The 20,957-nt window shown below is 72.8% G+C and carries 15 protein-coding genes and 2 tRNA genes; 11 read left to right on the forward strand and 6 right to left on the reverse strand.

Going from position 1 to position 20,957, the window contains the following annotated elements; genetic code table 11:
• Positions 1 to 251: 251 nt before the first annotated feature.
• Positions 252 to 1,955, reverse strand: a complete 1,704-nt coding sequence (locus ACFVHI_RS02540) for an ABC transporter family substrate-binding protein (RefSeq protein ID WP_363370159.1) — start codon at positions 1,953 to 1,955, stop codon at positions 252 to 254.
• Between the two features lie 345 nt (positions 1,956 to 2,300).
• Here ACFVHI_RS02540 and ACFVHI_RS02545 point away from each other — a divergent pair, with 345 nt between their 5' ends.
• The 4 genes from ACFVHI_RS02545 (at position 2,301) to ACFVHI_RS02560 (ending at position 6,496) form a co-directional block, all read left to right on the forward strand.
• On the forward strand, positions 2,301 to 3,281 hold the full coding sequence (locus ACFVHI_RS02545; protein WP_063349271.1) for an ABC transporter permease: 981 nt from the start codon (positions 2,301 to 2,303) through the stop codon (positions 3,279 to 3,281).
• A 16-nt stretch (positions 3,282 to 3,297) separates the two neighbouring features.
• Complete coding sequence (locus tag ACFVHI_RS02550; protein WP_350882605.1) at positions 3,298 to 4,227, forward strand: ABC transporter permease; 930 nt, start codon at positions 3,298 to 3,300, stop codon at positions 4,225 to 4,227.
• Entirely contained in the window at positions 4,224 to 6,296 is a 2,073-nt protein-coding gene (locus tag ACFVHI_RS02555) for a dipeptide ABC transporter ATP-binding protein (RefSeq protein WP_380335036.1), read from the forward strand. The genes ACFVHI_RS02550 and ACFVHI_RS02555 overlap by 4 nt, the downstream gene beginning before the upstream one ends.
• A gap of 126 nt (positions 6,297 to 6,422) precedes the next feature.
• Positions 6,423 to 6,496, forward strand: a tRNA-Lys gene (locus ACFVHI_RS02560).
• Positions 6,497 to 6,597: 101 nt separating this feature from the next.
• On the opposite strand, the gene ACFVHI_RS02565 is transcribed toward ACFVHI_RS02560, so the two are convergent.
• Entirely contained in the window at positions 6,598 to 7,479 is an 882-nt protein-coding gene (locus ACFVHI_RS02565) for an alpha/beta fold hydrolase (protein ID WP_380335039.1), read from the reverse strand.
• Entirely contained in the window at positions 7,476 to 8,216 is a 741-nt protein-coding gene (locus ACFVHI_RS02570; protein WP_079136315.1) for a DUF998 domain-containing protein, read from the reverse strand. The genes ACFVHI_RS02565 and ACFVHI_RS02570 overlap by 4 nt, the downstream gene beginning before the upstream one ends.
• Before the next feature lie 202 nt (positions 8,217 to 8,418).
• On the opposite strand from ACFVHI_RS02570, the gene ACFVHI_RS02575 reads away from it, so the two are divergent.
• From ACFVHI_RS02575 to ACFVHI_RS02585, 3 genes are all read left to right on the forward strand, one after another.
• Positions 8,419 to 8,492 (forward strand) — tRNA-Lys (locus ACFVHI_RS02575).
• A gap of 223 nt (positions 8,493 to 8,715) precedes the next feature.
• Entirely contained in the window at positions 8,716 to 11,151 is a 2,436-nt protein-coding gene (locus ACFVHI_RS02580) for a transglycosylase domain-containing protein (protein ID WP_380335042.1), read from the forward strand.
• A gap of 187 nt (positions 11,152 to 11,338) precedes the next feature.
• A complete protein-coding gene (locus tag ACFVHI_RS02585) occupies positions 11,339 to 12,424 on the forward strand; it encodes a DMT family transporter (RefSeq protein WP_380335045.1) in 1,086 nt (361 codons plus the stop codon).
• On the opposite strand, the gene lepB is transcribed toward ACFVHI_RS02585, so the two are convergent.
• Together lepB and ACFVHI_RS02595 are read right to left on the reverse strand one after the other, a co-directional pair.
• Complete coding sequence (lepB, locus tag ACFVHI_RS02590; protein WP_079135864.1) at positions 12,387 to 13,196, reverse strand: signal peptidase I; 810 nt, start codon at positions 13,194 to 13,196, stop codon at positions 12,387 to 12,389. The genes ACFVHI_RS02585 and lepB overlap by 38 nt on opposite strands.
• 157 nt (positions 13,197 to 13,353) lie before the next feature.
• On the reverse strand, positions 13,354 to 13,689 hold the full coding sequence (locus ACFVHI_RS02595) for a chorismate mutase (protein WP_063349265.1): 336 nt from the start codon (positions 13,687 to 13,689) through the stop codon (positions 13,354 to 13,356).
• Between the two features lie 279 nt (positions 13,690 to 13,968).
• Between ACFVHI_RS02595 and ACFVHI_RS02600 the strand changes: the two genes are divergently transcribed.
• Both ACFVHI_RS02600 and ACFVHI_RS02605 read left to right on the forward strand, forming a co-directional pair.
• Complete coding sequence (locus ACFVHI_RS02600; protein ID WP_063351385.1) at positions 13,969 to 14,394, forward strand: OsmC family protein; 426 nt, start codon at positions 13,969 to 13,971, stop codon at positions 14,392 to 14,394.
• Between the two features lie 682 nt (positions 14,395 to 15,076).
• Positions 15,077 to 17,008, forward strand: coding sequence for a putative bifunctional diguanylate cyclase/phosphodiesterase (locus ACFVHI_RS02605; RefSeq protein ID WP_380335233.1), 1,932 nt, complete (start codon positions 15,077 to 15,079; stop codon positions 17,006 to 17,008).
• Positions 17,009 to 17,096: 88 nt separating this feature from the next.
• On the opposite strand, the gene ACFVHI_RS02610 is transcribed toward ACFVHI_RS02605, so the two are convergent.
• Entirely contained in the window at positions 17,097 to 18,188 is a 1,092-nt protein-coding gene (locus tag ACFVHI_RS02610; protein ID WP_063349264.1) for an LLM class flavin-dependent oxidoreductase, read from the reverse strand.
• A gap of 512 nt (positions 18,189 to 18,700) precedes the next feature.
• Here ACFVHI_RS02610 and ACFVHI_RS02615 point away from each other — a divergent pair.
• Both ACFVHI_RS02615 and ACFVHI_RS02620 read left to right on the forward strand, forming a co-directional pair.
• A complete protein-coding gene (locus ACFVHI_RS02615) occupies positions 18,701 to 19,291 on the forward strand; it encodes a DedA family protein (protein WP_244293667.1) in 591 nt (196 codons plus the stop codon).
• A gap of 377 nt (positions 19,292 to 19,668) precedes the next feature.
• The gene (locus tag ACFVHI_RS02620) at positions 19,669 to 20,949 is read left to right on the forward strand and encodes a hypothetical protein (RefSeq protein ID WP_063349262.1); all 1,281 of its coding nucleotides are present in this window, start codon (positions 19,669 to 19,671) and stop codon (positions 20,947 to 20,949) included.
• Positions 20,950 to 20,957 lie beyond the last annotated feature (8 nt).

Raw genomic sequence — 20,957 nt, forward strand, 5'->3', positions numbered from 1 at the left:
CGCGCCCCGCGCGCTGCGCCGCGGCCGGCCGGACGGCCCCGCTAGATTCGTCCCCGGTTGGAAGCGAGCGCGGGCCTTGCGGGGCCCCACGACACGGGCGGCCTGCGGGCAACGCGGAAGGTCAAGGCCGGTGGCAGGAGAACGGGGGCGGCAGAGCCGACCTTCCCGTGTCCGTACCACCGGCCTCGTGATCACCGCGCTGCTCGCCAGCGCCTGCCGCCCGTTCGCTCTCGCCGCGTCCGCGGCGGGGGCTACTTCTCCCAGCCGACCTTGGCGTAGTCCTCCCCGGCCAGGCCGAAGGCACCGTAGTTGGCGAGGCCCTTGCGCGTCGCCACCACGGTCGGCCGCTGGTAGAGCTCGACGGTGTGGCCGAGCTCCCAGATCTTCGCGTCGGCCTGGTTGTAGAGCTTCGCGGCCTCCACCGGGTCGACCGTCCCGGCCGCCTTCTTGAGCAAGTCGTCGACCTCCTGGCTGCCGATGCGCGAGGGGTTGTTGAAGGTGTTGTCCCCCACCGGCAGACGGAAGTTGCCCAGGCTCTTGGAGAGCGGGAACGAGTCGGTGTTGCGCCAGCTCGCGATCTCGAACTTGCCCGGGTTCACGTACTTGGTGAAGAAGTCGTTGGCGGGCACCTTGTCCAGGCTCACCTTGACCCCGGCCTGCAGCCACATCGCGGCGGCGGCGGTGGCCAGGTCGATCTGGGCCTGCGGGGTGGACTCGTTGACCGTCCAGTGCAGTTGCAGTGACTGGCCGTCCTTGGTGCGCGGCTGTCCGGCGCCCGCCTCCTTCCAACCGGCGTCGTCCAGCAGCTTCTTGGCGGCGGGGACGTCGAACTTCGCCCACTCGCCCGAGTTGTCCTGGTAGCCGGTCTGGTTGGGCATGAAGATGTGGTTGCCGAGCGGCTTGAACTCCACCGGCACGCCATTGTTGGCGATCTTGATCAGCGCGGACCGGTCGAGCGCCTTGCCGAGCGCCTGGCGGACCTTCTGGTCCGCCAGCGCGCCGCCGGAGCCGAAGGAGATGTGCACCTCGTCCCACGGGCTGGCGGCCCGGATCGCGGTGTCCTTGGCGTCCTTGAGCTGCCCGTACGCGGCGGCGGTGCCGGCCGTGGCGAGGTCGATCTCGTTGTTGAGGTACGACTGGGTGGTCGCGGACTGGGTCATCACCCGGAAGGTGATCTTGTCCGCCTTGGCCTTGGTGCCCCACCAGGCCGGGTCCGGGACGAGGGTGAGGGTCTGCGCGGTCTTGTCCGCCACACCGACCTTCAGCGCGCCCGCGGTGATCGGGATCTTCTCCACCCAGCCCTTGTTGAAGTCGTCCGGGGTGGCGATGCCGGCCGCCGGGATCAGCGGGCGGAACAGGTTCTGCCAGTCCGCGTACGGCTCGGAGAAGGTCACCTTCACCTCGCTCGGGTCGGCTCCCTGCTCGACGGCGGAGATCTGCTCGTAGCCGGACGGGTCGGCGATGTTGTACGCCGGGTCCTTGCCGTTGCTGGCCTGCCAGTCGGCCTTGAAGTCCAGGTAGCTGAGCGGCTTGCCGTCCGACCACTTGGCCTTGGGGTTGAGCTTGTAGGTGATCACCTCGGGCGAGGTCGAGGTGACCTTGGCGTCCAGCAGGTAGTCGGTGTCGGGCTGGAAGGTGCCGGAGGCGTCCGTGTTGAAGAGCGACGGCTCCAGGGCGCGCATGATCGAGACCGCGTCGCCGTAGGTGCCGTCCACCTGGAACGGGTTCCACTGGGTGATCCACTGGTACAGCGGGAACCGCACCTCGCCGCCGTCCTTGACCTGGTCCAGCGGCTTGGCGTTGATGTCCTGGGAGTCCTGCCGGGGCGGCTCGCTCTTCGCCACCTTGTCGGCCGAGCCGCCCCCGCCCGAGGTGCACGCGGTGACCGCCAGCGCGACGGCGACGGCGAGGGCCGTCGCCCGGCCGAGGCGGCGGGCCGTGGTGGAAGCGTCCATGGAGTCCCCCTGGTGAGGTCTTCGAAACGGGCGGTAACGGGCAGTTGTGCCGCGCGAGGTGTGGCGGGGCTTGAGCGTGGGCAGCCAAGTCGGCACCGGGCCAGCAGAACGTAACAGCCGATCAGTTCCGTCACCAGGGGGAGGACCGCACACCTGATCCAGAAGTCATCTGCGGCAATACCGCCGCAACACCCCGGCCTCGCACCGGTGCCAGACTCTGACCTGCGCTTTCCCCGTACCGCCCCGTCCCCCTGCCGTCCGAAGGCCTGAACGGGCCCCGACCGAAGGCCACCACCCGATGCCCACCAGACGCGTCGGCCCCTCCCCCACCCCGGGCGGCCGTTGATGTTCCGTTACCTGGCGAAGCGCCTGAGCTACTACGCGGTGCTGCTGATCGCCGCCGTCTTCCTGGCGTACGCGATCTCCGCGACCGCCCTCCAGCCGCGCACCTACTTCGACGCCAAGGTCCCCCGCCCGGCCGCCGAGTCGGTCGAGCGCCAGCTCACCGCGCTCAACCTGAACGACCGCACCCCGGTCGTCGAACGCTTCGGCCACTGGGCCGACGGGCTGCTCCACGGCGACCTCGGCCGGACCATCCACGACACCCCGGTCACCGACGACTTCGGCCGCCGGGTCTGGGTCTCGCTGCGGCTGCTGCTGCTCGGCAGCCTGCTCGGCATCGTCCTCGGCATCGCCGCCGGGGCCTGGAGCGCCGTCCGCCAGTACCGGATCTCCGACCGGCTGCTCACCGTGCTCTCCTTCGTCCTGCTCTCCACCCCGGTCTTCCTGGTCGCGCTGTTCCTCAAGAACGGCGCCATCGCCGCCAAGGACGCGGCCGGCCACGACGTCATCCCGTTCACCGGCTACGAGACCCCCGGACTGACCGGCGGCCTCGGCGCCCACCTCGCCGACTGGGCGCTGCACCTGCTGCTGCCCACCATCTCGCTCGCACTCGGCGGCCTCGCCACCTACAGCCGCTACCAGCGCGGCACCATGCTCGACGTGCTCGGCTCCGACTACCTGCGCACCGCCGAGGCCAAGGGGCTCACCCGCCGCCGGGCGCTGGTCAAGCACGGGCTGCGGACCGCGGTGATCCCGATGTCGACCATGTTCGCCTACAGCTTCCTGGGCATCTTCACCGGCGCGATCTTCACCGAGACGATCTTCGGCTGGCACGGCATGGGCGAGTGGCTGATCCAGTCGATCAACGAACAGGACGTCAACTCGGTCGTCGCCGTCAACCTGTTCACCGCCGTGGTCGTCCTCGCCTCCGGCTTCCTCGCCGACACCCTGCACGCCGCCCTCGACCCGCGCGTGCGGTCCTGACCGGAGGTGAACTGACGTGACCACCGTCGCCGTGGAACCGGCCGCCCCGGCCGCCGCCCCCCGCACCACCGGCCGGGCCCGGCTCGTCCTCGCCCGGCTGCTCGCCGCCCGCGGGGCCGTCGCCGGAGCCGTGATCGTCCTGCTGCTGTTCGCGCTCGCCTTCGGCGGGCCGTACCTGACGCCCTGGGACTACGCCGCCCCCGACTTCGGCGCGCTGCACCAACCGCCGTCCGCCGAGCACTGGTTCGGCACCAACGGGATCGGCCAGGACGTCTTCGCCCAGACCGTCCGCGGCCTGCAGAAGTCGCTGGTCATCGGCCTGCTGGTGGCGCTGTTCTCCACCGTGCTGGCCTCCCTGGTCGGCGCCTGCGCCGGCTACTTCGGCGGCTGGGCCGACCGCGCGCTGATGTTCGCGGTGGACCTGCTGCTGGTCTTCCCCAGCTTCCTGATCATCACCATCGTCTCGCCCCGGCTGAAGAGCGCCGGCTGGATCGCCTTCGTGCTGCTGCTCGCCCTGTTCAACTGGATGATCACCGCCCGGGTGGTCCGCTCGATGACCATCTCGCTGCGCGAGCGCGAATTCGTCCGCGCCGCACGGTTCATGGGGGTGCGGCCGCTGCGGATCATCACCCGCCACATCCTGCCGAACGTCGCCTCCTTCCTCATCATCGACGCCACCATCGCGGTCGGCGGCGCCGTGATGAGCGAGACCGCGCTCTCCTACTTCGGCTTCGGCGTCAAACCGCCGGACGTCTCGCTCGGCACCCTGCTCGCCGCCGGTACCAGCGAAGCCCCGGTGTTCCCCTGGCTGTTCTACTTCGCCGCCGGCCTGCTGGTGCTGTTCGTCCTCGCCGTCAACCTGATCGGCGACGGGCTGCGCGACGCCCTCGACCCCACCGCCGGGGGCGCGCCCCGCCGCCGCTCCGCCCGGAGGAAGAAGCCGTGACCACCACCGTCGACACCCCCCTGCTCGCCGTCAGCGACCTGCGGGTGGACTTCGCCGGGCCGCACGGCCCCGTCCCCGCCGTCCGCGGGGTGGACCTCACCCTGCGGCGCGGCGAGACCCTCGGCATCGTCGGCGAGTCCGGCTCCGGCAAGTCCGTCACCGCGCTGTCCGTGCTCGGACTGCTGCCCAAGACGGCCGGCGTCCAGGGCTCGGTGCGACTGGACGGGCGGGAACTGGTCGGGCTGCCCGGCAAGGAGCTCGCCGCGATCCGCGGCCGCCGGATCGCCATGGTCTTCCAGGACCCGCTGTCCGCCTTCACCCCGGTCTACCGGATCGGCGACCAGATCGCCGAGGCCGTCCGCATCCACCAGCGGGTCGACCGGGCCGCCGCCCGCCGCCGGGCCGCCGAACTCCTCGACCTGGTGGGCATCCCGGCCCCCGAACGGGCCCTGGACAGCTTCCCGCACGAGTTCTCCGGCGGCATGCGCCAGCGCGCGATGATCGCCATGGCGATCGCCAACGACCCCGACATCCTGCTCGCCGACGAGCCGACCACCGCGCTGGACGTCACCATCCAGGCCCAGGTGCTGGACGTGCTGCGCACCGCGCAGCGGGAGACCGGCGCGGCCCTCGTCCTGGTCAGCCACGACCTCGGGGTGATCGCCGGGATGGCCGACCGGGTCGCGGTGATGTACGCGGGGAGGGTGGTCGAGACCGCCGGGGTGGACGAGCTGTTCGCGGCCCCGCGCCACCCGTACACGCTCGGCCTGATCGGCGCGGTGCCCCGGCTGGACGGGCTCGGCGGCCCGCTCGTCCCGATCCCCGGCGCACCCGCCCCGATGGCCGACCTGCCGCCGGGCTGCCCGTTCGCCGCCCGCTGCCCGCTCGCGGAGGAGCGCTGCTCGGCGGCGGAGCCGGAACTGGCCGGGGGCGACGGGCACCTGGCGGCGTGCGTCCGGTCGGCGGAGCTGGCCGAGCGGCGGCCCGCGCCGGCCGACGTCTACCCGGTGCCGGCGCTTCCGGCCCCGTCGGCCGCTCCGGAGGGCCGGGGGGACCGGGGCTCGCGGGCGCCGGTGCTGGCGGTGAGCGGCCTTGGCAAAACGTTTCCGCTCCTCAAGGGCACGGTGTTCAAACGCCGGGTCGGCGAGGTCTACGCGGTGGACGGCGTCGACCTGGACCTCCGGGAGGGCGAAACCCTCGGCCTGGTCGGGGAGTCCGGCTCCGGCAAGTCCACCACGCTGTTCGAACTGCTGAACCTCACCGCCCCCGAGACCGGCCGGATCGAACTGCTCGGCCACGACACCGCCAAGCTCTCCCGCGCCGAGGCCCACCGGCTGCGCGCCCGACTGCAGATCGTCTTCCAGGACCCGATGGCCAGCCTCGACCCGCGGATGCCGATCGGCGACATCATCGCCGAACCGCTGCGCGCCCAGCACGCCGCCCGCGAGGAGATCGCCCGCCGGGTGCCCGAACTGCTGCACCAGGTCGGCCTCGACCCGGACCACGCCGCCCGCTACCCGCACCAGTTCTCCGGCGGGCAGCGCCAGCGCGTCTCCATCGCCCGGGCCCTGGCCGTCCGGCCGAAACTGCTGGTCCTGGACGAACCGGTCTCCGCCCTGGACGTCTCCATCCAGGCCGGGGTGCTCAACCTGCTGCAAGCGCTCAAGGCCGAACTCGGCCTCTCCTACCTGTTCGTCTCGCACGACCTCTCGGTGATCCGGCACCTCGCCGACCGGGTCAGCGTCATGTACCTCGGGCGGACGGTCGAACAGGGCGAGGTCTCCGCCGTCTTCGACCGCCCCCGGCACCCCTACACCCGCGCCCTGCTCTCCGCCGTCCCGCTGCCCGACCCCGCCGCCGAGCGCGCCCGCGACCGCATCCTGCTCGCCGGCGACCCGCCCTCCCCCACCGAGCGCCGCACCGGCTGCCCCTTCCGCACCCGCTGCCCGGTGTACGCCCGCCTCGCCGACCCGGCCGCCCGCACGCGGTGCGAGCAGGAACGGCCGACGCTTCTCGGCGACACCCCGGCACAGGACCACCAGGCGGCCTGCCACTACCCGGAGCCATAACCGGCCGCCCGCGATCGCTGGGGGTGATCACTACGGGCGGTCACCATGGGCGATCACTACGGGTGACCACTCGAAAGCGATTCGGCGGATCGACCGGGCGCCGTGTAAAGTTCTCCGAGTCAGCAGGCGCCGCTAGCTCAGTTGGTTAGAGCAGCTGACTCTTAATCAGCGGGTCCGGGGTTCGAGTCCCTGGCGGCGCACATGGCAAGGTCTCAGGCCGCTCACTTCGGTGGGCGGCCTGAGGCGTTTCAGTGGGCCTTTCAGTAGGCGCCGCAGTAGGCGCCGCAGCGGGTGCCCGGCCTCAGCCGGTGTCCAGGACGGCGGAGGCCACCGCGTCCGGGCGGTCGAACATCACCAGGTGCCCGGCCGGGGCGGTGGTGCGGTAGTCCGCCCCGAGCAGCGCCGCGAGCTCCCGCTGGCCGGCCAGCCACTCCTCGGTACGGCGGCTGCGGCAGCCGTCGTCGGCGGCGAGCACGGTGACCGGCAGGCCCTCCGGCAGCGGCCGGGTGCGCCGCAGCCCGTCCACCTCGGCGGCCAGGTCGAGGTAGCGCGCGTTCTCCCGCAGCAGGGCGCGCAGGGCCCGGCCGGTGCGGTAGCAGTGCCGCACCAGCGGCGCCGGGGCGAGGTCCTCGCGGCAGACCGTGGACAGCCGGGCCGTCAGCCGGCGGGCGGCCGGGCCGAGCAGGTACGGCACGGCGACGGCGGTGGCGGCGCCCGCGAGCGCCCGGGCCGCCAGGTCGCGCGCGCCGGGGGCCGGGTACGGCCGGGCCGCCGGTTCGACACTGCTGTCCACCAGGACCAGCCCGGCGGCCCGGTCGGGGTGCAGCCGGGCGAAGGCCTCGACGTGGAAGCCGGCCAGCGAGTGGCCGACGACGGTGCAGGGCCCGCGCAGCCCGAGGCCGTCCAGCACCGCGCGGATCCGCTCGGCCTCGCCGGCGGCCGTCGGGGCGGGCCGCCCGGTGGCGGGCTCGGGGGCGCTCAGCCCGTAGCCGGGCCGGTCGAAGCGGACCACGGTGCGGTAGGGCGTGAGGAAGGGGACGACCAGGTCCCAGTCGAACCAACTGCTGCCGAGGCCCCCGGTGAGCAGGCAGACCGGGCCGCTGCCCTCGGTGCGGACGTGCAGCGGGACGCCGTCGACGCGCAGAAAGCGCGCCCGGGTGCGGGGGTCGTCGGGTGCGGTCATGCCGGCTCCCGGCCCGGGGGCCGTTCGGCCGACCGGGGCCCCCGGTGCGCCGGCGGAGAAGCGTCGGACCAGGTGGATTCGTCGCCCGGCGCCCCTGCGGGGAGGGCCAGGCTCACTGCCAGGACGGCCAGCCAGAGCGCCACCAGCAGCACCTGGAGCCGCTGGCCGGCCCCGAGCGCCCAGGTGCCGCGCCCGGCCTCGAAGGCAGCGATCGCGGCCAGGCTCCAGCCGGTGGCCAGCAGTTCGGCGCCGAGCAGCCAGGGCCCGATCCGGCGCACCGGCGGCCACCAGCCGTAGCGGCGGGCGGCGACGGTGAGTGCGGCCAGCCCGGTGAGCGCACCGAGCATGGCGAGGCTGCTGGTGACGGCGTGCGCGGTGTGGGTCGCGGGGACGAGCCCGGCGGTCTCGCGGGCGGCGCACATCTCGTCGCTGGTGGGGGCGCAGCTGAGCGGCAGCCGGGAGTCGGCGGCGGTCGCCGCGCCGAACAGGGCGAGCGCGGACCAGCCGACCACCGCCCACCCACGCCGGGCACCGCGCGGCCCGGCCTGCCCGCCGGCGAGGGCGGTGACAGCCGCGGCGAGCACGCAGAGCCCGGCGACCAGGTCGGTGGCCCGGAACAGGCCGCCCAGCGGCTGGTCCTCGGCCGCGAGTTCGCTGATGTACGCCTGCACCGGGTCGAGTCCGGTGCTCAGCACGACCTCCAGCACCCACGCGGTGTACGCCGTGGCGCTGAGCATCAGCAGCGCGGCGACCGCCTTCCGCGCGTTCGGGTGTCCGGGCTTGGGGCTGGGCACCGTTCCACCCTAACCGGCGGCGAACTGCACCCCAACCGGGCGGAAACGGACAGCTCGGCGGCGGGCCGGCTCCCGCGCGGATGCGGGCGGTTCCGGGCGGTTCGAGGCACCCGCCGGGACCGTGTATTGTTTTCCAGGTCAGCAGGCGCCGCTAGCTCAGTTGGTTAGAGCAGCTGACTCTTAATCAGCGGGTCCGGGGTTCGAGTCCCTGGCGGCGCACAGACATTTGGGGAGCCTCTCGCAGCAGCGAGGGGCTCCTCAATTTTTTGGCCTTCGACGTCCGTTTTGCGTGTGATGTCGGTCTCGATTGCCGTTCCGGTGGAGCCAATCGGCCCGCCCGGCTCGTCCAGGGCAGTAAACCGGAATCGGGACAAAGGTCCCTAACCACCGATGTCCCCGTCCGTGCAGGCTGACCCGGTCCGCCCGCAGGAAAGGCCGCGCCTTGTCCGAGAACGCCCAGAGCGGCCGTCGCACGCCGTCGACAGGCCTCCGACCGGTCAAACGCTTCCAGCGCGCCGCCCCCGCGACCGGCGGCAGGAAGCCCCGCCGTCCGAAGCGCACCGGCTGGCGCCGGCTGATCCCCACCTGGCGGATGAGCCTGCTCGGCCTCGCCGTGGCCCTGCTGCTCGGCGTCGGCCTGTTCGCGCTCGGGGTCACGCTGGTGAAGGTCCCCGACGCGCACGCCGCCGCGACCGCGCAGAGCAACACCTGGCTCTACGCCGACGGCTCCGTGATCACCCGCACCGGCCAGACCAACCGGCAGAACGTCAGCCTGGACAAGGTCTCCCCCGCCGCCCAGCACGCCGCACTGGCCGCCGAGGACCGCAACTTCTACCACGAGGGCGCCGTCAACGTGCAGGGCCTGCTCCGGGCCGCGGTCAACACCGCCAAGGGCGCGGGCACCCAGGGCGGCTCCACGATCACCCAGCAGTACGTGAAGAACACGTACCTGAACCAGAAGCAGTCGGTCACCCGCAAGGTGAAGGAACTGTTCATAGCCATCAAGGTGGACGCCACCGAGAGCAAGGACGACGTCCTCTCCGGCTACCTGAACACCTCCTACTACGGCCGCGGCGCCTACGGCATCCAGGCCGCCGCCCACGCGTACTTCGGCGTCGACGCCTCCGCGCTCGACCCCGCCCAGGGCGCCTACCTGGCCACCCTGCTGAACGCCCCGAGCGCCTACGACGTGGCCACCGCGACCCCGGCCGGCAAGCAGAACGCCGTCAACCGCTGGAACTACGTGCTGGACGGCATGGTCAAGGAGGGCTGGCTCTCCGCCGAGGAGCGGTCCGCCATCACGTTCCCGGACGTCAAGGACCCGCAGCCCAACCCGGGCCTGTCCGGCCAGACCGGCTACCTGGTGAACGAGGCCACCCAGTACCTCACCTCGAACCAGGTCATCAGCGAGACCGAGCTGGCCAAGGGCGGCTACACGATCAAGCTGAGCATCGACCCGGCCCGCCAGCAGGCCCTCCAGGACTCCGTCCAGGCGCAGCTGCGCGACACCCTGAACCCGGACAAGCGGAAGAAGGACGCGGCCGCCCAGGCCGGCGCCGTCTCCGTGGACCCGAAGACCGGCGCGGTCGTCGCCCTCTACGGCGGCGTCGACTACGTCAAGCACTACGTCGACAACGCGACCCGGCGGGACTACCAGGCCGGCTCGACCTTCAAGGCGATCGCCCTGGCGGCCGCGTTCGAGAACAACGCCAAGACCCAGGACGGCCGGACCGTCACCCCGCGCACCGTCTACGACGGCACCAGCGGCCGCAAGGTCCGCGGCGGCAAGGGCACCCCGTACGCGCCGCCGAACGAGGGCGACAGGAGCTACGGCCAGATCTCCCTCCAGCAGGCCACCGACTGGTCGGTCAACTCGGCGTTCGCCCAGCTGGCCCAGGACACCGGGCTCCAGAAGGTCAAGGACACCGGCATCGCGCTGGGCCTGCCCGGCAGCACCCCGGGCCTCGACCCGGTGCCGTCCATCCCGCTCGGCGCGGCCACCCCGAGCGTGCTCGACATGGCCGGCGTGTACGCGGCGTTGGACAACGGCGGCAAGCAGATCACCCCGTGGCTGGTGCAGTCCGTGGACCGCGAGGGCGAGGCCCTCCCGCTGCCCGCGCACAAGACCACCCAGGCGATCAGCACGGACACCGCGAACCAGGTCACCTCGATGCTCCAGGGCGTGGTGAGCGACCCGGGCGGCACCGGCTGGCGAGCCAAGGCACTGGGCCGCCCGGTGGCCGGCAAGACCGGCACCACCGACGACCAGAAGTCGGTCTGGTTCGTCGGCTACACCCCCGAGCTGGTCACCTCGGTGGCCCTGTTCGGCCAGGACCCTGGCAACGGGGCCCAGGTCAGTCTGAGCGGCGTCGGCGGGATCGACGGCGCGGCGGGCGGCCAGTTCCCGGCGCAGATCTGGACCAGCTACATGAAGGCGGCGCTCAAGGGCGTGCCGGTCAGCGACTTCCAGACCCCGGCCGACGGCGGCGACTCCTCCGGCGCCACCGATCTGCCGACGGCCCCGTCCTCGCCGAGCGCCACCCCGTCGACCGGGGCCGGCTCGAACGGCGGCTCGACCGCCCCCGCGGCGCCGACCACCCCGCCGAGCGACGGCGCTGGGGCCGGCTCGGGCTCGGGCTCGGGTCCGACCACGCCGGCCGGCGGCTCGAACTCCGGCGGCGGCGGCGTGACCAGCCCGCCGACCGCGCCCCCGGCCACCCAGCAGCCGACCGCCCCGCCGACGACGCGGCCCACCGGGCGGCCCACCGGCCGGCCGACGCCCTCCACCGGCCCGACCACGGCGCCGACCACGCAGCCGACCACCCAGCCCACGGGCGGGCCGGACACGCCCACCGGGGCGGGGGCGAACGCCGGGTAGCGGCGGCGGGGGGGGGCTTGGGCGGCAGGGGGCCCGGACGGCGAGGGGGCGCGGACGGCGAGGGGGCGCGGACGGCGCAGGGTCGTGCGCAGGCTGGGTGAGTGCGCCGCTGCGCACAGTTCCGTGCAGGACCAAATGACGGAATGGCACCTTACTGAACGCCCGGTATGACTGTCACAATGCGTCGGTGCACAGATCAACGGCCTCGCCCACCCTCCCCACGGGCAGAACCCTCGGCCTCAGCCTCGCGCTGGTCTCCGCGTTCGCCTTCGGCGGCTCCGGCACCGCCGCGAAACCGCTGATCGAGGCCGGCCTCTCACCGCTGCACGTGGTGTGGCTCCGAGTCACCGGCGCCGCCGTGGCCCTGCTCCCCATCGCCTACCGCCACCGTGACGCCGTCCTGCGCCGCCCCGGCCTGCTGATCGGGTTCGGCCTGCTCGCCGTGGCCGGCGTCCAGGCCTGCTACTTCGCGGCGATCTCCCGCATCCCGGTCGGCGTCGCCCTGCTCATCGAGTACCTCGGACCGCCGCTGCTCATCGGCTACGTCAAGTTCGTCCAGCGCAAGCCGATCAGCCGGGGCGCCGCGATCGGCGCCGGCGTAGCGGTCGCCGGGCTGGCCTGCGTGGTGGAGGTCTGGAACGGCCTGAGCTTCGACGCGCTGGGCGTGCTCTTCGCCCTCGGCGCGGCCTGCTGCCAGGTCGGCTACTTCGTGCTCGCCGACGCCGGCCGCCGGGGCGAGCGCCCGGTCGACCCGCTGGCGGTCAGCGCGTTCGGGCTGCTGATCGGCGCCGTCCTGCTCACCGTCTTCACCCGGCCCTGGCAGGCCGACTGGAGCACGCTCGGCGGGTCCGTGGTGATGAACGGGCACACCCTGCCCGCGCTGCTCCCGGCCGCCTGGATGATCCTCATCGCGACCGTGCTCGCCTACCTGACCGGCGTGATCGCCGTCGGGCACCTCTCGCCCCCGGTCGCCGGAGTGGTGGCCAACCTTGAGGCGGTCGTCGCCACCGTGCTGGCCTGGGTCCTGCTCGGCGAGCACCTCGGTCTGCCGCAGATCGCGGGCGGCCTGCTCGTGCTGACCGGCGCCTTCGCGGCGCAGACCGGCAAGCCGGCGGCCGCGGACGCCAAGGGTGCTCGGGATTCCCGGGATTCCCGGGACGCTCGGGACTCCCGGGATGCTCCGGACACCCGGGACGCTCCGGACTCTTCGGAGCGGGTCGCCGCCGAGCGGCAGGTCAGCGGCCGACCCAGCCGAACCAGTCGAGGTGATTGAGCGGCCACACCACGGCCGACACCGGCCCGACCACGTTGTCCACCGGCACTGCCCCGCCCCCCGGACCGCGCTGGTGGTAGCGGGAGTCCGCCGAGTCGCTGCGGTGGTCGCCCTCGACCCAGACGTGGCCCGAGGGCACCGTCACCGGCCCGAAGTCCAGGCCCGCGCAGGAGTCGTCGCCGGGGTGCAGGTACGGCTCGTCGACCTTCTTCCCGTCGACGGTCAGCGTGGTGCCTGTGCACTGCACGGTCTGGCCGCCGGTCGCGATGACCCGCTTGACCAGGTAGTTGTCGTCCTTCGGCGGCACCAGGCCGACGAAGCTCAGCACCGAGCCGGCCGCGTTGGTGAACGGGTTCGAGTCGACGGGCTGCGGCGGGAGCCAACCACCCGGATCCTTGAACACCACCGGCTGCCCGGGCTCCGGCTTCCAACCGGTCAGCGGCGCCAGCTTGTTCACGCCCACCCGGTCGCCGATCCGCAGCGTGTTCTCCATCGAGCCGGACGGGATGGTGAACACCTGGAACAGGCAGGTCTTGATCAGCAGCGCGACCACCAGGCCCACCGCCGCCATCGCCGGGATCTCGATCCACCAGGGCCGGGGCCGACGCCCGGTCCGCCGGGCCTTGCGGCCACGCGAACCGTGCGCACGGCGGCGGGCCTCGGCACGGCCTCCGGGCGCGTCAGGGGCCTCGGAAGCACCGGGGCCGCGTCCGGCGGCGGGGGCCGGACCGGACCCGGCATCGCTCGGCGTTTCGGGCAGGTTCACCGCCATCGTCGCTGCTCCACCTCTCCGGCTGGGGGAACCTGCACGCTACGCCAACCCCGGAGCCTCACGAAATCCGGCGTTTAGCCGCCCCCGACATGTCCGGGCCGGGCAGCTCCGGGGCCGTCCTCGACGGCTCACCACCGACCCCCTCGGGGGTGCGCTCTCAAGCGCGGGCGATGGCCTCGTGGTGCCGGATGACCTCGGCGATGATGAAAGTCAGGAACTTCTCGGCGAAGACCGGGTCCAGCTTGGCCCCGGCGGCCAGCTCCCGCAGCCGCTTGATCTGGTCGCGCTCACGCGCCGGATCGGCCGGCGGCAGCTTGTGCTCGGCCTTGAGCCGGCCGACCCGCTGGGTCGCCTTGAAGCGCTCGGCCAGCATGTGGACCACCGCGGCATCGATGTTGTCGATGCTCTCGCGCAGGCTGGTCAGCTCCGCCCGCACGGCGGCGTCGACCCCGTCGGTCAGGCCTGCGTCGGGGGTCGTGGGGTGGTCCGTCATCGGGGCGGCTCCCGGTGTCTGAAGTGGGCACCCGGCCGTACGGCGGCCGGGCTCGGGCCCGGGCAAATCTAACAGGGCCCCCGTGGTGGAGCCGCACCTTTTGGCGGATCCGTCCACAATCCGGACATTGCCCGCACCGCCCGGCACCCGGCGCCGATCCGGGCCCGCGCCGCCCCGGACCCGCGCCGCCCCGGGCCGAACGGGGGCCGCCCCGTAGGCTGGTGCGCGCATGACCGGAAGTGACGACTCAGCAGTCCCTCAGTAATGGAGGTACCGATCGTGGCAACCACCCGCACCGCCCGCACCGCTTGGGAAGGCAACCTGCTCGACGGCAAGGGGCAGGTGACCTTCGCCTCGTCCGGGATCGGCGAGTACCCCGTCTCCTGGCCGGCCCGGGCCGAACAGCCCAACGGCAAGACCAGTCCGGAGGAGCTGATCGCCGCCGCTCACTCCGCGTGCTTCTCGATGGCCCTCTCGCACGGCCTGACCGGCGCCGGCACCCCGCCCGTCAAGCTGGACACCCAGGCCGATGTCACCTTCCAGCCCGGCACCGGCATCACCGGCATCCACCTGACCGTCACCGGCGAGGTGCCCGGACTGGACGAGGCCGACTTCACCAAGGCCGCCGAGGACGCCAAGGCCAACTGCCCGGTCAGCAAGGCGCTCACCGGCACCACCATCACCCTCACCGCCAAGCTGGCCTGACGCCCCGACGGATCCCGTCGGACCCCGGCGGATCCCGGCGCGCTCCGGCCGCTCCGGGCGCGCGGTCGGCGCCCGGGGGCGCGATCTCGGCGCACGCGCCCCTGGCGCACATCATGTGATGTGCACCGGGGGCGTCTGCGCGTACCGCCGCACATGATCACAAAGCGGGCGAATCACCCTGGCGGCGGTCACCGCCCGTTGCCGCCGCGGCCTATGATCGGCCGCAGCGCCCTGTTCTTCACGCGGGTCTCCGCGCGACAGCGCCCCACGGCGGGCGCCCCGCACCGGACCGACTCCGAGGACCGCGACAGAGTGCGGAGCCGGCCGCCGGAGTCCCGATCGGCCGGCCGGACCAGCATCCAACGTCAGCAGCGGACGGGAGCATGCCGTGCCGGGCCAGAACGAGGGGGCCGACGCACACCACCCGGGCGTGCGGCACGAGGAAACACCGCACCACCGTCACCTCACAACACCCCTCCTGGGCCCGGACGTCAGCACCGTCGGTCCAGTCGGTCCGGTCGGTTCGGTCGGTTCGATCAGTCCAGTCGGTCCGGTCGGCGTCGTCGGTTCCGTCACGGCCGTCGGTGCTGTCGCGACCGGCGGCCGGGCCGTCGGCACGGCGAGTGCGGCGAGTGCGGCGAGTGCGGCGAGTGCGGCAGGAACCGTGCTGGACGACCCCGGGATGCTGCTCTGCCCCACCTGCTCGGCGCCGCTGACCGACGGCACCCACCGGAGCGCCGTCGACGGCCCCGGCCAGGAGAACGGCGGGAGCGACCGGCTGCTGGCCGCGCTGCGGGCCAGCGAATCCCGATTCCGGGCCGCCTTCTGCGACGCGGTCATCGGGATGGCCCTGATCGACCCCGAAGACCGGATCATCGAGGTCAATCCCGCCTTCGCCGCCCTGATCGGACGCAGCGTCGGCGAACTGGTCCGCACCCACCTGCACGAGATCATCGATCCGGAGGGCATGCCGCACCGGCTCTTCCCCGAACTCGTCCACGGCGGGCGGGAGCGGTTCCGCGTGGAGAAGCAGCTCAAGCACCGCGAGGGCCGCACCGTCTGGAGCAAGGTCACCGTCTCGCTGATCCGGGACGGCGCCGGCCAGCCGCTCTACACCCTCGCACTGGTGGAGGACATCACCGAGCAGCGCCGGCTCGGTGACCGTCTGGAGTACCAGGCCCTGCACGACCCGCTGACCCGACTGCCCAACCGGACGTCCTTCTTCGAGCGGCTCGACGCCGCCTGCGCCACGGCCACCGGGGCCACCGGGACTGCTGAGCCCGCCGAGGCTCCCGACACCGCCGACACCAGCGACACCGTCCTCGCGCCGGCGGACGGGCGCCGGGTCGGCGTCTGCTACCTGGACCTCGACGGTTTCGCGGCGATCAACGAGACGCTCGGGCACCACATCGGCGACCAGTTGCTGATCGCCGTCGCCACCCGGCTGCGCCGCGGGTTCTCCGGGCACGACGCCCACCTGGTGGCCCGGATGGGCGGTGACGAGTTCGCCGTCCTGGTCACCGACAGCCGGGGCAGCGACCAACTGACCGACCTGGCCGCCCGGATCCTCCAGGAACTGGAACACCCCTTCGACGTCGCCGGACACCGGCTGGTCATCACGGCCAGCGTCGGCGTCGTCGAACGGTCCGTGCACGAGACCACCCCGACCGACCTGGTCAAGGACGCCGACGCCACGCTCTACTGGTCCAAGGCCGACGGCCGCGCCCGTTGGACCCTCTACGACCCGGACCGCGGCGCCCACCAGCTGACCCGCCAGCTCCTCGCCACCGCACTGCGGCCCGCCCTGGAGCGCGGCGAGTTCACCATCGAGTACCAGCCGCTGGTCGGCCTGGCCGACGGAGCCGTCCACGGCGCGGAGGCCCTCGTCCGCTGGCGCCACCCCCGCTACGGGACGCTCTCTCCGGACCGCTTCATCCCGCTCGCCGAGGAGACCGGCGCGATCGTGCCCCTCGGCACCTGGGTACTGGAGGAGTCCTGCCGCCAGGCCCGGCAGTGGCTCACCGAGTTCCCCGAGACCGAGACCTTCGTGAGCGTCAATCTGGCCGCCCGCCAGATCTGGGACTCCGACGTGGTCGCCGACGTCGCCCGCGCCCTCGAACGCACCGGGCTGCCGGCCCGGCTGCTCCAGCTGGAGATCACCGAGAGCGCCCTGCTCGGCCCCGGCGGACGGCCGTTGCAGGCGCTCCAGGCGCTCGCGGACATGGGCGTGCGGATCGCGATCGACGACTTCGGCACCGGCTACTCCAACCTGGCCTACCTCTCCCGGCTGCCGGTGCACGTCCTGAAGCTCGACGGCACCTTCATCGAGGGGTTCCGCGACCCGGCCCCGGCGACGAACCCTTCGGAACTCCCCGAGCTCGGCTCCCGCCGCAGCGACGCCGACGAGCAGATCGTGGGCGCGATGGTGCAGCTGGCCCACACCCTCGGCCTGACCGTCACTGCCGAGGGCATCGAGAGCGCCGCGCAGGCCGAACGGCTGCGGCTGACCGGCTGCGACACCGCCCAGGGCTGGTACTTCGCCCGGCCGGGCGAGGCCGAGCTCGTCGCCGCCATACTCCGCAAGGACCGCCCCGGCCCGGACACCAGCCGGTAACCGGGGCCGGCCCCGCTGCGGACCCGGCGGCCGGGCCTCTCCGCCCAGGCCTTCCGTACTCAGGCCTTCCGTGCTCAGGCCTCGACCGTCAGGCTTCCGCCGTCAGGCCGTACGCCTCGGCGATCAGGCCGTAGGAGCGGAGCCGGGCCTCGTGGCCGTGGATGTGCGAAGTGACCATCAGCTCGTCCACGCCCGTCCGCTTGCGCAGGGCCTCCAGCCCGTCCGCGACCTCGCCCGGGGCGCCGAGCACCACGTTGTCGAGCCAGCTGTCGATGAACTCCGCCTCGGCCGGGCTGTACGGGTAGGCCTCGGCCTCCTCCGGGGTGGGGATCGGGCCGGGGTTGCCGCGCCGCAGCCGGAGCATGCCGAGGGCCGCGGAGCGGGCGAGGCGACGGGCCGCACCCTCGTCCTCGGCGGCGACCGCGCTCACACCGATCAGCGCGTACGGCTCGGCGAGCACCGCGGAGGGCCGGAAGGACTCCCGGTAGAGGTCGAGCGCCGGGACGGTGTTGACGCTGCTGAAGTGGTGGGCGAAGGCGAACGGCAGGCCGAGGCGGCCGGCCAGCTGGGCGCTGAAACCGGAGGACCCGAGCAGCCAGACCGGCGGGCGCCCGTCGCCCTGGGGGACGGCGGTCAGCTGGGCGTAGGGGTGGCCGGAGGGGAAGTCGCCGTCGAGGAAGTGGGTCAGCTCGGCGAGTTGCTGCGGGAAGTCGTCGGCGCCCTCGGCGCGGCCGCGGCGCAGCGCCCGGGCGGTGGCCGGGTCGGTGCCGGGGGCGCGACCGAGCCCCAGGTCGATCCGGCCCGGGTGCAGGGCCTCCAGCAGGCCGAACTGCTCGGCGATGGCCAGCGGGGCGTGGTTGGGGAGCATCACCCCGCCCGAGCCCAGCCGCAGGGTCGTGGTGTTGGCGCCGAGGTGGGCGAGCAGGACGGCCGGGGTGGAGCTGGCCACTCCCGGCATGCCGTGGTGCTCGGCCACCCAGAAGCGGTGGTAGCCCCACTGCTCGGCGTTGCGGGCCAGCGCGGTGGTCGCGGCCAGGGCCTCGGCGGGCGTGTAGCCGACGCCCACGGTGGCCAGGTCGAGGATGGAGAGCGGGGCGGGCGCCGTACCGCGGGCGGTGCCCCGGATCGCCGCGCCGGTCCGCGGTTCGGTCGGGTGCTCCTGCTGGTCCTCGGTGGTCATGCCGTCCGCCCTTCTGGCTTTCTTGAGCCGGCCCTGGTGGGCGACCGCGGGTCTCGGGTGGCCCGGCGGTCGCTGCTGCCGACCGGGGTCAACCACCGCGCCGGGCCGGCTGTTCCCGCATCCGGCACGTTCCGACCTGCACACCGACCACCGCGCCGACCTCACGCCCGCTCCACCGCGGCCCGTGCAGCGGCCCCGCTCCGGCCCGTACGCCGGCCCCGTTCCGGCCCCGCTTCGATCCCGCCCGGCGCCGGCGGGCACGGCCCGGTACGGTGCCGCCGACCGACCATTCGAATGACGGAGAGCCAGCGGGCGGACACTCCTGGCGACTTCATGCCGGCGCCGGAAGTCACCAGGCGAAGGGCTCGCGCTTTTGCGCAGGTCGGGGCCGAGGTCTGTGACCCGCGGCATACCGGGGTGCTTCATGGCATGAAAAGTCGAGGCGCTAGCGTTGACCTCAGCGGCCACCTGCTCCCCCGGGCGGCGTGGAGGGAGTACAGGCCTTGAACTTCGTGGCGGCGATCGGATCCTCGTGGATCTGCGCCCTGGCGCTCTTCGCCGTGCTCGGAGACGCCCTCCTGCCCTTCATCCCCAGCGGGACACTAGTCATCCTGGCGGTGCTCAAGACGGCGCGGATCGACGGCGCCCCGGTGCTGCTCGGCCTGGGCGTGGCAGTGGCCTCCTTCCTCGGCGACCTCCTCCTCCTGCACCTCGCCCGGCGCGGCGCCCCGCTGCTCCAGCGCCGGCTCGCCCGGCGCCCGGAACTGGCGGCCAGCGTGACCAGGGTCCAACAGGCCCTGGTCGAACGCCCTCACGGGGCGGCCGCGGCCATGGTGGTGGTCGCCCGGTTCGTCCCGGCCGGGCGGACCGTCCTGGACGTGGCCATCGGCCACTCCCCCGCCCACCCGCACCGCTTCCTGCACTGGTCGGCACTGGCGGCGCTGGTCTGGGCCGCCTACATCGTGACGCTGGGCTGGCTGAACAGCCACTGGTTCGACACCGCCTGGTTGAGCCTCGCGGTGTCCTGCACCGCTGCCACCATCGTCAGCACCGCGATCGCGCGAATAGTGCGCCGCAACCGACGACGGCTCGCCGCGCTCTGACCGCTGCGCCTCGGCCTGCGCCCCCGGCCCCGGACGTCCCGGTCGCCCCTCGCCTCGCCCCCGCCACAGGCGAGATCTGCCCGGACGGGCGACGAACCGTACCGAGCGCTGACGAACTCTGACCCGCCCCGCCGGACCGGCGGTACCGTACTCCCCTGGCGGCGCGAGGAGCGAAGCGTCACAGGACGGCAACAGACGACGAATCCTTGCAGCCCAGCCCGGCCCTGCTGACGTGTTGACTCTCGTAGAGGGCCGACGGCCTTGGTGGCCGCTGCGGCCACATGGCATGCTAACGGCGGAAAATTCATCAATTGCCCGATTTGACCGGTGCGGCCCCGGGCCGCCCTCACCACCGGCATCGGCACCCAGGGGAGACCATGACCAGCATCTCGCGCAGGACGGTGCTCAGTGCGACCGCTGCGACCGCGGCCCTCGGCGCGGTCGCGGCCTGTTCCAGCAGCGGATCCGGTTCGAGCCAGAACTCCTCCTCCCCCACGACCGGCGGCAGCCCCGGCACCACCCCGGCGGGCACGACCGACCCGACCAAGACGGGGGTGCCCAAGGGCACTCCGATCGGCGACGGTTCCAACGCCGACACCGGCCCGCAGCCGAACCAGCCGAAGCCCGAGAAGCTCAAGCCCGGTGAGCGGCCGCCGCAGTTCGTGGTGTTCTCCTGGGACGGCGCGGGTGGCACCGACGACGGCCAGTTCCCCCGCTTCCTCAAGCTGGCGGAGCAGTACAAGGCCACGATGACCTTCTTCCTCTCCGGTATATACGCCCTGCCCAAGGGCAAGGCCGACCTGTACCACCCGCCGAAGCACTCGGTCGGCGCCTCCGACATCCCGTACCTGTCGGACGGTGCGGTCAAGAGCACGCTCAAGCTCGTCAGCCAGGCATGGCTGGCCGGGCACGAGATCGGCACCCACTTCAACGGGCACTTCTGCTCCAGCCGCCCGGACAAGAACGGGGTCAACATGTGGACCCCGGAGGACTGGCAGAGCGAGATCGACCAGGCGATCGGCTTCGTGACCCAGTGGCGGACCAACACCGGCTTCACCGACGTCGACCCGCTCCCCTTCGATTACAAGAAGGAGCTCATCGGCGGCCGCACCCCCTGTCTGGAGGGTCAGAAGGCGCTCCTGCCGACGGCCGCGAAGCTGGGCTGGAAGTACGACGCCAGCTCCTCCGGCGGCCTGCAGATATGGCCGCAGAAGGTGCAGGACGGCAAGGTCTGGGACTTCCCGCTGCAGTCCATCCCGTTCCCCGGGCACACCTTCCAGGTGCTGTCGATGGACTACAACATCCTGGCCAACCAGTCCGCGGGCAGCACCAAGGGCGACCCGTCCAAGTACAACGACTGGCGCACCCAGGCCAAGGACTCCTACCTGGCCGGCTTCGACCGCGCCTACAACAGCAACCGTGCGCCGTTCTTCATCGGCAACCACTTCGAGCAGTGGAACGGCGGCATCTACATGGACGCCGTCGAGGAGACCCTCAAGACCATCGCGGGCAAGCCGGACGTCCGACTGGTCTCCTTCCGGCAGCTGGTCGAGTGGCTGGAGGTGCAGGACCAGTCCACCCTGCGCAAGCTGCGCACGCTCAACGTCGGCCAGGCGCCGAGCGGCGGCTGGGAGACCTTCCTCGGCGCTGCGGGCTGAGACGGGGC

The organism is Kitasatospora sp. NPDC127121, from assembly GCF_042677305.1.
Taxonomy (GTDB): domain Bacteria; phylum Actinomycetota; class Actinomycetes; order Streptomycetales; family Streptomycetaceae; genus Kitasatospora.

Coding starts and splice junctions, on each gene's coding strand:
- ACFVHI_RS02545 (WP_063349271.1), top strand. CDS start 2,301: ATGTTCCGTTACCTGGCGAAGCGCCTGAGCTACTACGCGGTGCTGCTG.
- ACFVHI_RS02605 (WP_380335233.1), top strand. CDS start 15,077: ATGCTGCTCTGCCCCACCTGCTCGGCGCCGCTGACCGACGGCACCCAC.
- ACFVHI_RS02595 (WP_063349265.1), bottom strand. CDS start 13,689: ATGACGGACCACCCCACGACCCCCGACGCAGGCCTGACCGACGGGGTC.
- lepB (WP_079135864.1), bottom strand. CDS start 13,196: ATGGCGGTGAACCTGCCCGAAACGCCGAGCGATGCCGGGTCCGGTCCG.
- ACFVHI_RS02565 (WP_380335039.1), bottom strand. CDS start 7,479: ATGACCGCACCCGACGACCCCCGCACCCGGGCGCGCTTTCTGCGCGTC.
- ACFVHI_RS02540 (WP_363370159.1), bottom strand. CDS start 1,955: ATGGACGCTTCCACCACGGCCCGCCGCCTCGGCCGGGCGACGGCCCTC.
- ACFVHI_RS02620 (WP_063349262.1), top strand. CDS start 19,669: ATGACCAGCATCTCGCGCAGGACGGTGCTCAGTGCGACCGCTGCGACC.
- ACFVHI_RS02570 (WP_079136315.1), bottom strand. CDS start 8,216: ATGCTCAGCGCCACGGCGTACACCGCGTGGGTGCTGGAGGTCGTGCTG.
- ACFVHI_RS02610 (WP_063349264.1), bottom strand. CDS start 18,188: ATGACCACCGAGGACCAGCAGGAGCACCCGACCGAACCGCGGACCGGC.